We start from the raw sequence: 18,371 nt of genomic DNA on the forward strand, positions 1-18,371 counted from the left end.
GAGACAAGCAGGCGATATCGGTTATTTGGTAATCCGGAGATTAATTTATTTAATCTGTTTGAACGCTTTTCCCAGCATATCCGTGATATCTCCGGCAATCATACTTTCTTCCGAACGGTAGACTGCGGCCAGGTCTCCGGCTGTACCGTGCAGGAATACACCGGCAACGGATGCTGTTTCGGGTTCGGCACCCTGAGCCAGTAAACCGAGGATTATGCCGGTCAGCACATCACCGCTGCCGGCTGTTGCCATACCCGGGTTGCCGCAACTGTTGAAGTATACGTTTCCGGTAGCCGTACAGATAGCGGTATAAGTCCCTTTGAGGATAACACAAAGCTTGTGCTCAGTGGCAAATGCCTGTGCTTTCTTCAGACGTTCGTACATGGTGTTGCTTTCTCCGGCGATACGGTCGAACTCTTTGGGATGCGGTGTCAGGATGCTTCTTGGCGGGATGCGGTTCAACAGGTCTTTATTGGATGCAAGCAGGTTGAGAGCATCTGCGTCAAGAACGACCGGTTTCTCGGTTGTTTGGAGCAAACGTTCCAGTGCCGCAGCCGATTCAAGGTGTTGTCCCAGGCCGGGGCCGATACCGACTGCTGAATAAGAGGCTATTTCCGGTACTGTCGTGAAGTAGTCGGGATGCGGGTCGAAGCTGACCATTGCTTCCGGGAAAGCAGCCTGCATAATTACTTCCCCCCGTTGCGGAATATGCACGGTCAGCAAGCCGGTACCGCTTCGCAGGCAGGAACGGGCGGCAAGTAGGGCAGCACCCATTTTGCCTTTGCTTCCGGCAATCAGTAAAGCGTGGCCGTATGTCCCTTTATGAGAGAACTTTTCGCGGGGTTGGAGCACTTCGGCAATATCTTCTTCTTCCACCATCATATAAGGAGTAGATGTATTGTCAATGATATCCGGATGGATGCCGATGTCGAGTACTTTCCATTCGCCGACATACTGCGCATTCTCCGGGAAGAAGAACGCCAGTTTCGGGAAACCGAACGTAAGTGTCAGGCTGGCCTTTATAATCGAGTCGGGATCATTCGTCTGGTTGTTTTCACCGAACAATCCGGAAGGAATGTCGATCGACACAACGGTAGCGTCCGATTGGTTGATGTATTTCACCATCGCAGCAAATCCCCCGGTGATCGGACGATTCAGGCCGGAACCGAACAAGCCGTCTATCACGACGTCGCGATCCGTCAGTACCGGCGGAACGAAATCGGCTATCACTTCCGTGAATTCTACTTTTTCTAATCCGAGTATCCGTTGCTTGTTCATTTCGCAATCGAAAGAAAGATGCTCGGTCGGGTTGAACAGGTAAGTTTCTACTTTGTAGCACTCATCTTTCAGCAGGCGTGCGATGGCAAGTGCATCCGCCCCGTTGTTGCCTTGTCCGGCAAAGACGATGATACGCGTTTGCTTGGAGTAACGACGGCAAAATTCGTGTACAAATACGGTTGAGGCGCGTTCAACGAGATCGATTGAACTGATCGGTTCGTTTTGAATGGTGTACTGATCGAGTTCCTTTACTTTGTCTGTTGGAAATATCTTTATCATAATTGTCGGATATCTAATATTTATTCTGCTTACAAATGTATAACAAACTTTGCTATGTTGTAGCTACTTATTCCAAAAAGGGCGGAAGGCTTTTGTTGTGGTCAGGGAAAAGTAAGTAAAAACCGGCTTCCCTGTCCGGCTTCGGAGATAACGGTCAGGCTGCCTTTGTGCATGTGCATGATCTGTCGGGAGATACTGAGTCCGATACCGGAACCGGCTGGCTTGGTGGTGAAGAACGGGATGAAGATACGTTCCTGCACATCCGCCGGAATGCCTGTCCCGTTGTCGCTGACCTGTATGTACGTCTTTCCTTCCGTATTGATTCCGGCCGACAGTTCTATCATCGGTTCCCTGCAATCCTGGGTGGCATCGAGGGCATTCCGGATCAGGTTGATCAGTATTTGCTCGATCATCGCTTTGTCGGCAATGATCTGTAAATGGCTGGTTATCGGAAGGATATTTACTATATCCGATTGCTCCTTGAATAACATGCCGGCACTGTTCAGTAAACTGTCTACGGAGATAATTTCAACGGCAGGCGTAGGAATACCCGTCACTTTCCTGTAATTCTCCACGAAACGAACCAGCCCGCTGCTGCGCCGAAAGATCGTATCGACAGCCTGGTTTATCTCTTCCCGGTCTTCTTCGCTGTTATCTCCGGAAGTCTGTTTACTCTTTAACAGTTCGGCCAGGGAGACGATGGGCGTCATTGAATTCATGATCTCGTGCGTAAGAACACGGATCAGCTTCTGCCAGGCTTCCGTCTCCTTATTCTCCAATACCGAACGGATATTCTTCATGCTTACGACAGTCAACGTTTTGCCCAGTACGACAAACGACATGGCCGACAGGATCAATTGCGAATATTCCTCTTTCCGGCGCACTTGCAGGATGGAGAGTTCACCGGGATGTAGGATACGCAGGCGGGTAGGAAGTTCCGGATGATAGACAGCCAGGTCGTCTACCGTTTCGGCAAAGTTCAGCCCCGTTTGTATCTTGGCGGCCTGGTTCATCCATTCTATCCGGCCTGTTTCGGAGGAGTAGACCAATACCGAAAGGTCGATGTGGTTGGCCAACGCCTGGAAATATTGCAGTTGGCTTTCTTTCTGTTGAAGATCCTTTTTATAGTGTTGCAAGGCATCCGCCAGTGCATCCGTCAGTTCCTGCGGTAAGGCGTCCGGTGTATTGGAAGAAGTGATGCCGGAAGACAGGAAGTCGGAATAACGGATCGACCAGACGAACTGCCGGAACAGCCGTTCGCTCTTCCCCATCAGATGGAAAAGAGAATACACTTCGACCAGTAAAACCACTCCGACAACCAGCGCGGATATATAAAACTTTCCGGCCACCAGAAAGGCGAACACCAGACAGGTGATCAGCAACAGAAGGATCAGGGCAGCCGCCTTTTTCGAGGATTGTCTCATAGTCCGTATTTCTCTAGTCGTCTATATAAAGATGTACGCGTGATACCTAATAAGTCGGCTGCCTGTGTCAGATTGCCCGAACAATGACGCAGTACTTCCTGTATCGTATTCTTTTCGAGCTCTTCGAGATTGAACTTCTCTTCTTTCTCGCGGGAGACGGAAACCGGAATACGAAGCATGAAGTCGTCGTATTGCAATCGTTTCCGGTCGGACAATATGACAGCCCGTTCAATGACATGTTGCAGTTCGCGTACGTTGCCCGGCCAGTGATACTGTTTCAGCAGTTGGCGAGCTTCCCGCGAGAAACCCTCTATATCTTTTTTATATTTATGGCTGTAACGTTTCAGGAAATGATCGGCCAGTAGGGACACATCGTTTCCCCGGTCGCGTAACGGCGGGATGGCGATCTCGATCGTATTGATACGGTAAAGCAGGTCTTGCCGGAAACTACCGTCTTCTACGGCGGCGTGCAGATCGGTGTTCGTCGCACAAATCAGCCGGACATCTATCGGAGTTTCCCGGGTGGAGCCGAGGCGGTTTATCTTCTGTTGCTCGATTACGGTGAGCAGCTTCGATTGAAGCATCAGTGGCAGGTTACCGATCTCGTTGAGGAAAAGCGTACCGCCGGAAGCTATTTCAAAACGTCCGGACTTGCTTTTTCCCGCGTCGGTAAAGGCTCCTTTCTCGTAACCGAACAGTTCGCTTTCAAAGAGGTTGTGCGGGATGCTTCCCAGGTCGATCGGGACGAAAGGCTCCTGGTTACGCGGCGATTGCTTATGAAGCGTATAGGCAATCAGGTCTTTCCCCGTTCCGTTCTCACCCTGCAAGAGGATGTTGGCATCCGCATTCTTTAGCTTCTCCAGTGTTTTGAATACCGTTTGCATGGCAGGTGAGTCGCCGATCACCTCTATTTCCGGTTCCGTGGTGGTGAGCACCGACTTTTGTTCTTTCAGGGTCTGCACTTCCGTCCGCCGCCGGCTGAGTTCGAGCGCCGACGAGATAGTTGCCAGCATCTTCTCATTCTGCCAGGGTTTGGGAATAAAGTCGGTCGCCCCCGCTTTGATAGCCCTGACTGCCTTTTCCGTATCCGAGTAAGCCGTGATCAGTATGACGACCGTTTCGGGCGATATCTCCCGGATGCGTTCCAGCCAGTAGAAGCCTTCTTTCCCGCTGACGGCATCTGCCGTGAAATTCATATCGAGCAGGATCACGTCATATTTCGTTCGCGACACCAGGCGGTTGATCTCTTTCGGGTCGGCACAGGTCGTAATGCTTTCCACCTGCGGGCGGAGCAACATCTTCAATGTGAAGAGAATATCTTCGTTATCGTCTATTACCAGTATTTTTCCTTGTCGTACAGCCATGCGTTATCGTTTATATCATTTTTTTGAGCTCTTCCATATCGGGCAAAGCCTTCCTCAACTTCTCAGGCATATCATTTAATGTTCTATAAGTTGCCACTCCCATAGGCTTCTCATAATCTTGAATGACATATTCTACATATTCTTTGTTTGCACTTTTGCAAAGAATAATACCAATAGAGGGGTTCTCATGCGGTTTTCGTACCTGGTCGTCAAGTAAGCGTAGATAAGTGGTCAGTTGTCCTAAATAAGAGGGCTTGAACTCACCCCGTTTCAATTCCACACAGACGAGAGCATTCAATTCTCTATTGAAAAACAATAAATCGGAGAAATGGTCTATACCGAAGGCTTCGAGGTGATATTGATTACCCACAAAGGTGAAATCACGCCCAAAAGTCATGATGAACTTCTTGATATTATGGATGATGGCTTGTTCAATAACCCGCTCATCAATATCTTCTTTATCTCGTTCCCCTAATTCTTCCACATTGATATAGTCTAACAGATATTCATCTTTGAACATATCTATAGCTTTTAAGGCGGAACGGGCATCGCTTATTGTTTTCGTGAAATTATTGGGCAACGTGCCTTGGCGGTGATACACGTCCGCTTCTAACTGAGTTCTTAGTGTATATTTACTCCAACTATTCTGAACCGCTTGATGTATGTAGTAAATTCGTTCCGCAGGACTTGTAGTTTTATTGATAATCTCAATATGATGGGTAAATCCAAGAGACAGGAAATCGTTCAGATTAAAATTGACCGCCGTGGCGGTCGGATTGTCTACGAACAAGGCTTTCGTATCTATTTCGCTATCTGCTGTTGATGGTTTGTTTGTTGTTTCCAAATTGACCGCCGCGGCGGTCGATTTACTAAGTACATCATGCCATTCTTCGTAAAAGTTTCGCATTTTCTTTATGCTTGTTGCTGAAAAACCACGAAGTCCCGGCAATTCTTTTTGTAGTTGTTCGCTGATAGTTTCTATTGCTCCGGTTCCCCAAAATCCCTTGCGAGAATTAGCCGATACATATTGACCTATACCATAGTAAAGTGATAACTGTTCTGCATTAACAGCTTTGACAGCCCGCAACTGGCTTTGAAGAATAGCGTTTTTAATGGTGCAGACTACATTATGAAGATTTTCCGATAACATCTCTTTGGGATTCATACGTAAAATTATGCATTAAACTACAACACAAACTTAGCTAAAATTTCCGTATTGCCGACAGACTATCCCGTAACAAGTGAACTTTTAATCTTTTTCTGCTTACCTATTAGTTCACGGATGCCTTATTTTTTTGCTTTTGCCCATGCTAAAAATCAATTTTGAGCTAGCTCAAAATTAAATTCATGCATGCTCAAAATTAATTTCGGGCTTGCTCAAAAGCAAAAAAATAAGGCATTCGGACATTAGTATATAAGCAGAAAAAGATTAGTTTCTCCTTTGCTGGGAGTTAGTTAGTAGGCGGAAGCGTGCGGCTAGACTGGCAAACTGTACGAAATCGTACACTTGGTTATGACGGTGATCTGCTTATGTGGTTGATTTTTATCTGGTTATGAAAATGGCATAGATATTGAATGCTTATCCGTATCAGTAGGATATATTCATGCTAACGATAAAATAAGAATAATATGTTGAAACACTATGTGAAAGTAGCCCTTCGGCTGATCAAAAGGAGCTTTCTGTTCTCTTCGATCAATATGCTGGGGTTTGTGCTGGGCATGACGGCCGCTTTTCTGATCTATCTCTGGATCGTAGACGAGCTGACGTTTGAAGATTTTAATAAGAACGGGGATTCTATTTACCGGGTGATACGGGAAGATGCGACGGGCGGGAAGCAGATATCTTCGACAGTAGTTCCTCTTTGCAGACTTTTCCGGGAGGAGTTCCCGAAGGTGGAGAATACAACGTTTATCAAGTATGGCGGAAAGTTAGATCTTCATTGGGGAGAGAAATTTATCGAACCGAGTTATGCGTATGTAGATACTGCCTTCTTTGATGTATTCAGTTTCCCGGTTATAGCCGGTGATCCGAATCTGATGAAGCATGACCCCCAACAGCTGGTCTTATCAGAAGCTACGGCAAAGAAATTGTTTGGTGATACATCGCCTATCGGTAAAGAAGTCGTTTGCCGGTACTTTACTAATCCTAAATATTATAAAGTAGCTGCCGTGTTGGAAGTTCCGCGTAAAAGTCATATCCAGTTTGAAGTGCTCGGAAGTTGGGACTCTTATGTGTGGGGTGACTTTGATAGTATGAAGTGGGACTTTTCGGAAAGTATGCATATCTATATCCAACTCAGGAAAGATAATGTGCTTTCGGATGCCGACCGTGCGGCTATGCGCAACCTTTGGACAGACCATTCGAAGAAAGGCAAGCCTTTAACGTTGCAGCCTTTGAAAGATATCCATCTGCGCACGAACTTCAAAGAACTGGGCGATGTGAATAACCACGGCAGTATGCAACAGATCTATCTGTTTACGATACTGGCTGCTTTGATTATCTTTATGGGAGCGTTTAACTTTATGACGTTGTCGACGGCTCGTGCTTCCCAGCGATTTAAGGAGGTAGGTGTCAGGAAGGTGACCGGAGCGAAGCGGAAAACACTGATCGTGCAGTTCCTGGCGGAAAGTCTGGTACAGGCCTTTATCTCGTTGCTGTTGGCCTTGGCGCTGACGGAATTATTACTACCGTTGTTCAACCTGTTTGTCGGGAAAGATATTGTCCTTCAGTTTAACTGGCAGACTTTGTTGTTTATCCTGTTCGGTATTGTGGGAGTGGGTTGTCTGGCCGGGAGCTTTCCGGCATTCTATATGTCGTCGTTCAATCCGTTGCTGGCTTTCAAAGGAGGACGGGCGACTGGAAAGAAAGGAACTTTTATTAAAGCCTTGGTTTGTGTTCAGTTCGTGATCGCGATAACCATGATTATTAGTACGACAGTGATATTCAAACAACTTCGTTACCTGCAAAATGCGGATCTGGGACTGAATAAGGAGAACCTGATCGAAGTGGATGTGCAGGACTGGCGGCGTGAATCGGAAGGGTTTCAGCAGGAAGTGCTGAAGAATCCGCATGTAAAGAGTCTGACGTTAGGGGTGGAGATTACGGATTATATGAAGGGATCTCGCTGGGAAGAGTGCCTTTTCAGTTGGGAAGACGAGACGGGAAAGACCGACTCGCTGAAGATGGTCGGGATGGTTGGCGACGGTAATTTTATCGATGGCCTGGGGCTGACGTTGTTGAAGGGAGAGATATTTGGTACGAACCCCGATCATTACTGGGATGGTTCTTATTCGAAAGAGTCGCCGATCGTTATCAATGAGACAGCCTGGAAGATGCTGAAAGTGGAAAATCCAATCGGCATGTTGCTGAGAGGCGGTACTTTCGGTATCAGGAATTCACGGGTGGTAGGAGTCGTGAAAGACTTTAACTTCCAACCGATGCGCGAGAAGATAAAACCGGCTTACCTGTATTATACCGTTCAAATGTTCAGTCACCTGTATGTCCGTATCTCACCGGAAGACCAGGCGGCGACCCTGAAGTTCCTGAAAGAGAAGTATGAGGAAGCGCGGCCGAATATGCTGTTCAACTACCGTTTCCTGACCGATGTGCTGAACCAGAATTATGCCCGTGAGCATCAGCAGAGCCAGATGTTTCTGATCTTTACGGTGTTGGCTGTTATCGTGGCTATGATGGGTGTATTCGGTCTGGTGGCGCTTTCGACGGTGCAACGGACAAAGGAAATAGGTGTCCGCAAGGTGAACGGTGCACATTCCGACCGGATCGTCAGGATGTTTTGCCGGGAATATATGAATTGGGTAGGGTTGGCTTTCCTGATAGCCTGTCCGCTCGGTTACCTGTTTATGTTGAACTGGTTAAGCAATTTTGCCTACCAGACGACGATCAGCTGGTGGCTGTTTCCGCTGGCCGGCGGTATTATCTTGCTGATAACGATGCTGACCGTTATAGCACAAACCTGGCGGGCTGCTTCGCGCAATCCGGTGGAATCATTAAGGTATGAATAAAACATTATAAGAATAAAGATATGTTGAAACACTATTTTAAAGTAGCGATCCGGTTGATCAAACGGAGCTTCCTGTTTTCCTCTATTAATATGTTGGGGTTTGTGCTGGGAATGACAGCCGCTTTCCTTATCTATCTCTGGGTGGTAGACGAACTGACCTTCGAGGATTTCCATAAGAACCGTCACTCCATTTACCGCGTAATCGCTGTCGAACGGGAACCGGGAGGAGAGATAAAAGAGTCGGCCTATACGGTAGCTCCGCTGAGTAAAACGCTCAGGGAGGAGTTTCCGCAGGTGGAGGATGCTACCTTTTTACTAAACTTCGGTACACTGAATCTCCATTCGGGGGAGAACCTGATTGAAGCGAAGTATACATATGTAGATACGACTTTCTTCGATGTGTTCAGTTTTCCGGTAGTTTCCGGCGATCCGTCCCTGCTGAAGAAAGACCCGCAACAGATCGTGCTGGCCGAGTCTGCGGCGCGGAAGTTGTTCGGGGGGGCTTCTGCTGTCGGCAAGGAAGTGACTTGCCAGTTCCTCGGACAGACGTTTCGTTATAAGGTGGCGGCAGTCCTGAAGGTACCGCGTAAGAGTCATATTAAGTTTGAAGTTCTGCTGAGTGAGCAGGCTTATTTCGAGCCGGCAAGCTGGGACTATGTGGAAGGAACAAATGTATATATCCGGTTGAGAAAGGGAGCGGACTTATCGGCTACCGACCGGCAAGTCATGAGCCGTGCTTGGACAAACCATCGGGAAGACGGAAGGACGCTGGAGTTCCAACCGTTGGAGGATATTCATCTGCATACAGGCTTTAAAGACCCGTCAGTCGACAACTATGGGAATATGTCGCAAATCCGTTTGTTTATGGCCTTAGCCCTGCTGGTTATCTTTATGGGCGCTTTCAACTTTACAACCCTGTCGACTGCCCGCGCTTCCCTGCGGTATAAAGAGATCGGTGTCCGGAAGGTGACGGGGGCGAAGCGTAAAATGCTGGTCGCACAGTTCCTGTCGGAGAGTCTGGTGCAGGCTTTCCTTTCGTTGGTGCTGGCTTTGGCGCTGACGGAATTGTTGTTGCCTGCCTTCAATCAGTTTGTAGAAAAAGATATTGTCTTGCAGTTTAACTGGCAGACCTTGTTGTTTATCCTGTTCGGTATTATAGGGGTCGGCAGCCTGGCCGGGGCGTTCCCTGCTTTTTATATGTCGTCGTTCAATCCGTTGCTGGCTTTCAAAGGCGGAAAGGCTACGGGTAAGAAAGGGACGCTGCTTAAAGGGCTTGTCTGCGTGCAGTTTGTCATTGCCATAACGATGCTTTTCTGTACTTCGGTGGTGTTCCGTCAACTTCATTACCTGCAACAGGCAGATCTGGGACTGGACAAAGAAGATATGGTGGTTGTCGATTGCGGGGAGTTCGAACTGATGGCTTATTTCGGTAACCAGGGAATAGACGATTACCGACGCGAAGTGATGAAGAATCCGCATGTGAAAAGCGTGGCCGGAGGAGTGGAAATAGCCAATTATCTTCAGGGTCGCAAGACGGAAGAAAGTGTTTTTAGTTGGATGAATGAAAAGGGACAAGTAGACTCCCTGACCGTAGTCGGTGTGGTAGGCGACGGAAGTTTCATGAATACATTAGGGCTGACACTGCTGAAAGGGGAATCGTTCGGAGCGGATAAGGATGCGTATATGGATGGGACTTATAAGAAAGAACTACCTGTCGTCATCAATGAAACCGCCTGGAAGATGATGCAGGTGAAAGACCCGGTAGGCATGGTTGTACAAAACAAAGGCTGGTTCGGTGAGACGTCGAAGATTGTCGGCGTAGTAAAAGATTTCCATTTCCAGCCGTTGCGCGAGGAGGTGAAGCCGGCTTATCTGTATTATTCCCGTCAGTTGCTGAACACGATGTATATAAAGATATCCCCGGAGAATAAGGCGGAGACGCTGAAATTCCTGAAAGATAAATACGAAGAGATGCGCCCGGACAATGTGTTCTCTTACCGCTTCTTCTCCGATACCCTGAACCAGAACTATGCCCGTGAGCAACAGCTCAGCCGGATGTTCCTGATCTTTACGGTGCTGGCTATTCTTGTGGCGATGATGGGCGTGTTCGGCCTGGTTGCCCTTTCGACGGCACAACGTACGAAGGAAATAGGGATCAGGAAGGTGAACGGTGCCCATTCGGATCGGATCGTGCGGATGTTCTGCCGTGAATATATGGTTTGGGTAGGGATCGCATTTGTGGTGGCTTGTCCGGTGGGTTACCTTTTCATGGCTCGCTGGTTGAGCAACTTCGCTTACCAGACCACGATCGGTTGGTGGCTGTTCCCGCTCTCGGGTCTGGTCATTCTGCTGATCACCTTCCTGACGGTGGCGGCACAGACCTGGCGGGCTGCTTCGCGTAACCCCGTAAAATCATTACGGTATGAATAAAGTAACAAGCATAAAATAAAAATAGAAGATCATGATAAAAGCAGTAAATTTAACGAAGGTGTTTCGTACGGAAAGTGTGGAGACTACGGCTCTGAACGGTGTTAATCTGGAAATCAACAAAGGAGAGTTCCTGGCAATCATGGGGCCTTCGGGCTGTGGTAAGTCTACCTTGCTGAACTTGTTGGGATTGCTGGATAATCCGACTTCCGGTGAATTATGGTTTCTGGATGAGGAAGTTTCCCGCTATACGGAGAACAACCGCACGGACTTGCGGAATGGCAATTTGGGATTTGTCTTTCAGAGTTTCAACCTGATAGATGAGCTGACGGTCTTTGAGAATGTAGAATTACCGCTTTTATATGCCGGAGTCCCCATGAAAGAACGGGTGACGCGAGTGAATGCCGCCCTCGACCGGATGCAGATCGCCCATCGTACGGAACATTACCCGCAACAACTTTCCGGCGGACAGCAACAGCGTGTAGCCATTGCCCGCGCCATCGTTACAAACCCCCATATCATCCTGGCGGACGAACCGACCGGAAACCTGGATTCGGTGAACGGCAACGAAGTCATGAATCTCCTCCTCGAACTCAACAAAGAAGGATCGACCGTCGTTATGGTGACCCACTCGGAAGAGAATGCCCGGATGGCAAGCCGCCTGATCCGTATGATGGACGGCAATATCCTGACCGAAAGCCGTAAATAATGAACCCTCTATGAAGTCTGGATGAACCCGGAAGCCCAAGCCGGGTTCATGCGGTAAGAACCGAGAATCAATGAGAAAAGCCTTGTTATGAATGCATGAACCCTAAAACGTAAAACAATGTTTGTGCTTCGCTGAAAATATTGTACCTTTGTTCCCTCGAAAAATAAACGGTATATGGATAAGATCCGATTAAAAGATAAAGAATTTGAACTGTTTATCCCGGAGAAGGAGATCAAGGCGGCTATTGCGAAGGTGGCCGGACAGATCAAGTCAGATGTAGGAGATACTAACCCGCTGTTTGTCGGTATACTGAACGGGGCGTTCATGTTTACCGCCGAACTGATGCGCCAGATGGATACGCACTACGAGATCACTTTTGCCCGGTATTCATCCTACCGTGGCCTCAATACGACCGGAGTTGTTCGCGAGATCATGCCGGTACAGGCCGATGTGAAGGGACGTACCCTGATCCTGCTGGAAGATATTATCGACACCGGTTATACCATGCAGTTCGTGATGGATAAGCTGAAGAACGACGGGGCGGCCGATGTCAGGCTGGCTACGATGCTGTTCAAGCCGGATTCGCTGAAGTGTGATTTGAAACCGGATTATGTCGGTTTGCAGATCCCCAGTGACTTTATTGTCGGCTACGGTTTGGACTATGACGAGATGGGACGTGCTTACAGGGATATATATAAGGTTATTGGTTAAAAGGATATACATTTATATAAATAAGAAACAATATTATGTTGAACGTTGTTATTTTTGGAGCTCCGGGTTCAGGAAAAGGAACACAGAGCGAGTTGATTATTAAAGAATACGGTTTGAATCACATCTCTACAGGCGATGTATTGCGTGCAGAAATGAAAGAAGAAACCGAACTGGGTAAGATCGCAAAAGATTACATCGAAAAAGGTCAGCTTGTACCGGATGAACTGATCGTAGACATGCTGGCAAAGGTACTCGACAGCAAAGCAGGTTCTAAAGGCGTTATCTTTGACGGTTTCCCCCGCACAATCCCGCAGGCAAAGGCATTGAAAGAAATGTTGAACAAACGTGGTACGGATGTATCTGTTATGTTGAATCTGCAGGTGGAAGAAGAAGAACTGATCAACCGTCTGTTGGAACGCGGTAAAGTTTCAGGCCGTTCTGACGATAACCTGGAAACAATCAAATCCAGACTGGATGTTTACCACAAGCAAACAGCTCCTTTGGCTGACTATTATGTAGGCGAAGGCAAGCACGTGGGTATTCACGGTATGGGTACAGTCGAAGAAATCTTCGATCGTATTAAAGAAGCAGTAAATAAAGTAAAATAAGAAAGAATAGTAAAATGGCTGAATCAAACTTTGTAGATTACGTAAAGATCTATTGCCGCTCGGGGAAGGGCGGAAGAGGGTCTTCTCACTTTCGTCGTGAGAAATATATTCCGAAAGGAGGCCCCGACGGAGGCGACGGAGGGCGAGGAGGCCATGTGTTTCTTCGTGGTAACCGAAATTACTGGACGTTGCTCCACCTGAAGTTCGAGCGTCATATCATGGCGACAAGCGGTGAAGGCGGCAGTGCCAAACGTAGTTTCGGGAAAGATGGTGAAGACCGTGTTATCGAAGTTCCGTGCGGAACCGTTGTGTATGATGCCGAAACCGGCGAATACATTTGCGACGTGACCGAAGACGGCCAGGAAGTCATGCTGCTGAAAGGTGGTCGTGGCGGACAGGGTAACTGGCACTTCAAGACATCTACCAATCAGGCTCCCCGTTATGCTCAACCGGGCGAACCGGCACAGGAACGTAAAGTGATCCTTCAGTTGAAGTTGCTTGCCGACGTCGGTCTGGTAGGTTTTCCGAATGCGGGTAAGTCTACTTTACTGTCTGTCGTATCGGCTGCCAAACCGAAGATCGCCAATTATCCGTTTACTACACTCGAACCGAATCTGGGTATCGTGAGCTATCGCGACCATCGTTCGTTTGTAATGGCTGATATCCCCGGTATCATCGAAGGGGCCAGTGAAGGGAAAGGTCTCGGACTTCGTTTCCTGCGTCATATCGAACGAAACTCGCTGCTTCTGTTTATGATCCCGGCAGATTCCGACGATATAAAGAAAGAATATGAGATCCTTCATAACGAACTGGTAAAGTACAATCCGGAGTTGCTGACCAAGAGCCGCGTGCTGGCAATCACCAAAAGCGATATGCTGGACGACGAACTGATGGAAGCGCTTGCCGAGGATCTGCCGGAAGATGTTCCTCATGTATTTATCTCTTCAATTACCCAGCAGGGCATTACGGAACTGAAAGACTTGCTCTGGAAGGAACTGAACAAGGAAACCTTCCACGAAGTCGAACGTATCGTTCATAAGGATATCGATGTCAGTTCGATCCAGTTCGATGACGACGATGACGATTACGTCTTCCCTGTCGAAGAGGATGATCCGGATGAAGAGTATGAAGAATACGAATGGGATGAAGATGATGAAGAAACTGAAAAGTAATAAAGTTGAAATGTTGCAATTCTCCGGATTAAGCGGAGAATGCAACATTTCTCATTTTATAACGACCCGTCACGGTGGTGTCAGCCTGGGTAACTATGCTTCGATGAATCCGGGTGAGTATAGCGGTGATGATCCGGAATCCGTTCGGATGAACCGACAACTTCTTTCGGATGCAATCGGAATTTCTTCCGAAAGGATTTTTGCCCCCTTCCAGATACACGAAGCGGAAATAGCTTGTATCGACACTCGCTTCCTTTCTCTTACGCTCGCCCGTCAGAAAGAGGAACTGAACGGGAAAGATGCCCTGGTGACGGCTGTCCCCGGGATATGCATAGCTGTTTCCACGGCCGATTGTGTCCCTGTGCTGGTATATGCCCCGGATAAGAAAGTCGTAGCAGCGATCCATGCCGGCTGGCGTGGTACGGTAAAGCAGATTGTAGCAAAGACTGTTGAATATATGATTGCCCGTTACGGTTGCGATCCTTCGCTGATGCTGGCAGGTATTGCTCCTTCTATCTGCAAAGAATCCTTTGAGGTGGGCGATGAGGTGGCAGAAGCTTTCCGGGCGACCGGAGTTGATATGAACTGCATTATGGAACGGAATGCCCGGACAGGCAAAGCGCATATCGACCTGTGGGAAGCCAACCGTATGCAACTGCTTCAATCCGGTCTTCAACCTGAACAGATAGAAGTATCCGGCATCTGCACGTATCAGCATCCTGACGACTTTTTCTCTGCCCGTCGGTTGGGAATAAAAAGCGGGCGTATCCTGTCCGGAATAATGATTAAAGACTAATTGTATATATGATACACGTTTCTATCTCAGAAGAAATAGCAAAGGCATGTCCGGACTTGCATGTGGCAGTCGTGGCATGTGATGTAAAGAATACGGTATACGACGAACAACTGTGGAAGGAAATTACCGAAATGGAGAATACGATCCGTTCATCCGGTAAGCTGGAAGACATAAATAAATTTCTTCCTATACAAGCCACCCGGCAGGCATATAAACGATTGGGTAAAGATCCGAACCGGTATCGTCCTTCTGCAGAGGCGCTTCGTAGGCGTATTTTTCGTGACCTACCTTTATATAAGATAGATACCCTGGTCGATATAATCAATCTGTTATCTATTCAAAGCGGTTATTCTATCGGTGGCTTCGATGCGGCAAAGATAGATGGCAACCTCGTGTTGGGAGTAGGAAAGGAGGGGGAAGTCTATCATGGAATAGGCCGGGGTGAGTTGAATATCGCCGGGCTTCCGGTTTATCGCGATAACCTGGGAGGCGTCGGCACACCGACCAGCGACGAGGAACGAACCAAGATCGATATCAATACGGAAAAGCTGTTAATGATTATAAATGGCTATTCGGGGAAAGATGGTTTACAAGAGGCGGTTGCCTATGGAGTGTCCCTTTTAACACGATATGTATCAATCACTAATTTGGAAATGGAACTGATAACACCCGAAAGTAGAGTGAAAATTATGTTATAAACGCGTTAATTATGTTTATAAACCTCAAAAGTGGGCGTTTTTATGCTAAAAAACATCTATTTCCTTTTGTTTTAATCGATTAATCTATAAATTTGCCCCCGTTAAGAATTAACAAAACGAAAAGAAAATGATCGAATTGATTGGAACAAACGCCGGCCTCGTTTGGACAGTATTGAACGAAGGCGGAAAAATGAGTGTTAAGGCAGTAAAGAAAGCAACTAAAATCAAAGCAGAAAAAGACATGTATGCTGCATTTGGTTGGTTAGCTAAAGAAGGCAAGCTTGCTTTCGAAGAGATTGAAGGTGAATTATTTGTTGCGCTGATCTAATAGCGTAGCCGATACTAGATTAAGGAGGGCTGTTCGGATGATATTTGGACGGCCTTTTGTGTGTCTGGACGTTTTCAGTTCAAAAAAACGGACTGACTGTTGCTTTATTCAATTCTAAATTTTACTTTTGTGTAGAATTTGGTGTGAAATGACCGAAGATCAAAAGAGATTGTTGGCTGTATTTGAGGTGAGAGTTCGCGATTTGATGGAGTTATGTAACAAACAAAACCATACGATTGACGAGCTCAAAACTACTCTGTTCCGTAAAGAAGCGGAGTTGAAGCAGGCAATAAATACGATTGAAGAGTTGAATACCAAGTGCGATAAGTTGCTGACCGCAAGAGTCGTTTCTGTAAACGAAGGAGAAATGAAAAGTGCGAGGATGCGATTATCGAAGTTAGTGCGGGAAGTAGACAAGTGCATTGCACTATTAAACGAATAGAAGCGATGGACGATAAATTTCTTATACATTTAGAAATAGCCGAAAAGAGCTATGGTCTCTGGATCGATCGGAAGGACGAGCAACTTGCGCGGGATGCCGCCAAGCAGATTCGTAATAAGATCAATCAGTATCGGCAGAATTTTGCTCAATCCGATGTGGATGTAAAAGATTTGTTAGCCATGGTTGCTTTTCAGTTGTCTATGAGTAATTTGCAATTGGAAGATAAAAACGATACAAGTCCTATTACAGATAAGGTACAGGAACTCACGAGTGAGTTGGAAAAGTATTTGAAGGATAAGTAATTATAATATAATTGTAAGAAGAGTTTCCGCACTGCTCTGCACGGTGAACCGTGTATTGTAGTGCTTTTTTTGTTTTATATATAAATGAATTTAAACTATAAGTAAAATGACAGTGTATATAATCATATCATCAATTGTAGCTCTCCTGATAGGAGGGTTGTTGACATGGTTGAGCATGCGTTTCCTTCTGAAGTCGAGGTACGATTCCGTGCTGAGGGAGGCTGAAAAGGAAGCGGAAGTGATCAAGAAAAATAAGTTGCTGGAAGTAAAGGAAAAGTTTTTGCACCTGAAAGCTGACCTGGAAAAACAAGTATCGGCAAGGAATGCCAAGATCCAGTCGGTTGAAGGTAAACTGAAACAGCGTGAATTGACACTCAATCAGCGTCAGGAAGATTTGCAGCGTAAGAACTGCGAAGTAGATGCAGTAAAAGAAAATCTGGCCGCCCAGTTGGAGCTGGTGGATAAGAAAAAGAATGATCTGGAAAAACTTCATCAGCGGGAAATCGAACAACTGGAAGCTCTTTCCGGTCTGTCGGCCGACGAAGCTAAAGAACGACTGATCGAGTCGTTGAAGGATGAAGCGAAATCGGAAGCTACTTCTTTTATCAATGAGATTATGGAGGAAGCGAAGATGACGGCTAATAAGGAAGCGAAGAAAATCGTTATCCAGTCTATCCAGCGTGTTGCTACTGAAACAGCTATTGAAAATTCTATTACCGTATTCCATATCGAATCGGACGAGATCAAAGGACGTATCATCGGTCGTGAAGGCCGTAATATCCGTGCTTTGGAAGCCGCAACCGGTATTGAGATCGTTGTGGACGATACGCCTGAAGCAATTGTCCTTTCCGGATTTGACCCGGTTCGCCGTGAGATTGCCCGTCTGGCATTGCACCAGCTGGTTCAGGACGGACGTATCCATCCGGCACGTATTGAAGAAGTAGTTACTAAGGTGAAGAAACAGGTTGAGGACGAAGTGGTGGAAACCGGTAAACGTACCGTGATCGACCTGGGTGTTCATGGATTGCATCCGGAGTTGATCCGTATGATCGGTAAGATGAAATACCGTTCTTCTTATGGTCAGAACCTGTTGCAGCATGCCCGTGAAACAGCCAACCTTTGTGCTGTGATGGCTTCTGAGCTGGGGTTGAACCCGAAGAAAGCAAAACGCGCAGGTCTGTTGCACGATATAGGTAAAGTGCCTGATGATGAACCGGAATTGCCACACGCTATCCTGGGTATGAAGCTTTGCGAAAAATATAAAGAGAAACCGGATATCTGTAATGCGGTAGGTGCTCACCACGATGAGATCGAAATGCAGACGCTGTTGGCTCCGATCGTTCAGGTTTGTGATGCTATTTCAGGTGCTCGTCCGGGTGCCCGTCGTGAAATCGTAGAAGCTTATATCAAGCGTTTGAACGATCTGGAACAGTTGGCTCTTTCTTATCCGGGTGTTGTTAAGACGTATGCTATCCAGGCAGGCCGCGAACTTCGCGTCATTGTTGGGGCAGACAAGATCGACGACAAGGATACAGAAAACCTGTCGAACGAGATTGCAAAGAAGATACAGGATGAAATGACTTATCCGGGACAGGTGAAGATCACGGTTATCCGTGAAACCCGTGCTGTAAGTTATGCAAAATAAAGTCGTTAAGTAAATTTTGTATACATAATAATAAGGTGGCCGATCGGTAAAGATCGGCCATTTTTATTTTGTGCAGCTGTTCATTCTTAAACGATCCTGTTTACAGCTTCCATCGGTGGTAATACTCTATTTTGCACAATAACAGTGAGTTATCCTTGATTATGGC

Annotated in this window: 16 protein-coding genes; 12 read left to right on the forward strand and 4 right to left on the reverse strand. The window is 47.0% G+C overall.

From position 1 onward, the window contains the following. Window positions 1-45 precede the first annotated feature (45 nt). The 4 genes from HMPREF1536_RS16075 to HMPREF1536_RS16090 all read right to left on the reverse strand — a co-directional run bounded on the left by HMPREF1536_RS16075 (window position 46) and on the right by HMPREF1536_RS16090 (window position 5,510). A complete protein-coding gene (locus tag HMPREF1536_RS16075) occupies window positions 46-1,557 on the reverse strand; it encodes a bifunctional ADP-dependent NAD(P)H-hydrate dehydratase/NAD(P)H-hydrate epimerase (protein WP_028726266.1) in 1,512 nt (503 codons plus the stop codon). A gap of 101 nt (window positions 1,558-1,658) precedes the next feature. Further along, on the reverse strand, window positions 1,659-2,981 hold the full coding sequence (locus HMPREF1536_RS16080; protein ID WP_028726267.1) for a sensor histidine kinase: 1,323 nt from the start codon (window positions 2,979-2,981) through the stop codon (window positions 1,659-1,661). Beyond that, a complete protein-coding gene (locus HMPREF1536_RS16085; RefSeq protein ID WP_028726268.1) occupies window positions 2,978-4,345 on the reverse strand; it encodes a sigma-54-dependent transcriptional regulator in 1,368 nt (455 codons plus the stop codon). The genes HMPREF1536_RS16080 and HMPREF1536_RS16085 overlap by 4 nt, the downstream gene beginning before the upstream one ends. A 10-nt stretch (window positions 4,346-4,355) precedes the next feature. Next, window positions 4,356-5,510, reverse strand: a complete 1,155-nt coding sequence (locus tag HMPREF1536_RS16090; protein ID WP_028726269.1) for a PDDEXK nuclease domain-containing protein — start codon at window positions 5,508-5,510, stop codon at window positions 4,356-4,358. Between the two features lie 464 nt (window positions 5,511-5,974). Between HMPREF1536_RS16090 and HMPREF1536_RS16095 the strand changes: the two genes are divergently transcribed. From HMPREF1536_RS16095 to rny, 12 genes are all read left to right on the forward strand, one after another. Continuing rightward, complete coding sequence (locus HMPREF1536_RS16095; protein ID WP_028726270.1) at window positions 5,975-8,368, forward strand: ABC transporter permease; 2,394 nt, start codon at window positions 5,975-5,977, stop codon at window positions 8,366-8,368. A gap of 20 nt (window positions 8,369-8,388) precedes the next feature. Then, entirely contained in the window at window positions 8,389-10,797 is a 2,409-nt protein-coding gene (locus HMPREF1536_RS16100) for an ABC transporter permease (protein WP_028726271.1), read from the forward strand. Window positions 10,798-10,828: 31 nt separating this feature from the next. Continuing rightward, entirely contained in the window at window positions 10,829-11,503 is a 675-nt protein-coding gene (locus tag HMPREF1536_RS16105; protein WP_028726272.1) for an ABC transporter ATP-binding protein, read from the forward strand. Between the two features lie 174 nt (window positions 11,504-11,677). Continuing rightward, a complete protein-coding gene (hpt, locus tag HMPREF1536_RS16110; RefSeq protein WP_028726273.1) occupies window positions 11,678-12,214 on the forward strand; it encodes a hypoxanthine phosphoribosyltransferase in 537 nt (178 codons plus the stop codon). A 35-nt stretch (window positions 12,215-12,249) separates the two neighbouring features. After that, the gene (locus HMPREF1536_RS16115) at window positions 12,250-12,822 is read left to right on the forward strand and encodes an adenylate kinase (protein ID WP_028726274.1); all 573 of its coding nucleotides are present in this window, start codon (window positions 12,250-12,252) and stop codon (window positions 12,820-12,822) included. A gap of 14 nt (window positions 12,823-12,836) precedes the next feature. Next, a complete protein-coding gene (obgE, locus tag HMPREF1536_RS16120; protein WP_028726275.1) occupies window positions 12,837-13,994 on the forward strand; it encodes a GTPase ObgE in 1,158 nt (385 codons plus the stop codon). Further along, window positions 13,939-14,790, forward strand: coding sequence for a peptidoglycan editing factor PgeF (gene pgeF, locus HMPREF1536_RS16125; RefSeq protein WP_044191330.1), 852 nt, complete (start codon window positions 13,939-13,941; stop codon window positions 14,788-14,790). The genes obgE and pgeF overlap by 56 nt, the downstream gene beginning before the upstream one ends. A gap of 8 nt (window positions 14,791-14,798) precedes the next feature. Then, on the forward strand, window positions 14,799-15,488 hold the full coding sequence (locus HMPREF1536_RS16130) for a B3/B4 domain-containing protein (RefSeq protein WP_028726277.1): 690 nt from the start codon (window positions 14,799-14,801) through the stop codon (window positions 15,486-15,488). 127 nt (window positions 15,489-15,615) lie between these two features. Further along, window positions 15,616-15,816, forward strand: a complete 201-nt coding sequence (locus HMPREF1536_RS16135; protein ID WP_028726278.1) for a winged helix-turn-helix domain-containing protein — start codon at window positions 15,616-15,618, stop codon at window positions 15,814-15,816. Between the two features lie 148 nt (window positions 15,817-15,964). Then, complete coding sequence (locus HMPREF1536_RS16140) at window positions 15,965-16,258, forward strand: hypothetical protein (RefSeq protein ID WP_028726279.1); 294 nt, start codon at window positions 15,965-15,967, stop codon at window positions 16,256-16,258. A gap of 5 nt (window positions 16,259-16,263) precedes the next feature. Beyond that, the gene (locus HMPREF1536_RS16145) at window positions 16,264-16,560 is read left to right on the forward strand and encodes a cell division protein ZapA (RefSeq protein WP_028726280.1); all 297 of its coding nucleotides are present in this window, start codon (window positions 16,264-16,266) and stop codon (window positions 16,558-16,560) included. A gap of 106 nt (window positions 16,561-16,666) precedes the next feature. Beyond that, entirely contained in the window at window positions 16,667-18,205 is a 1,539-nt protein-coding gene (gene rny, locus HMPREF1536_RS16150; RefSeq protein ID WP_028726281.1) for a ribonuclease Y, read from the forward strand. Window positions 18,206-18,371 lie beyond the last annotated feature (166 nt).

Origin of the sequence: Parabacteroides gordonii MS-1 = DSM 23371, assembly GCF_000969825.1 — a bacterium.
Classification (GTDB): domain Bacteria; phylum Bacteroidota; class Bacteroidia; order Bacteroidales; family Tannerellaceae; genus Parabacteroides; species Parabacteroides gordonii.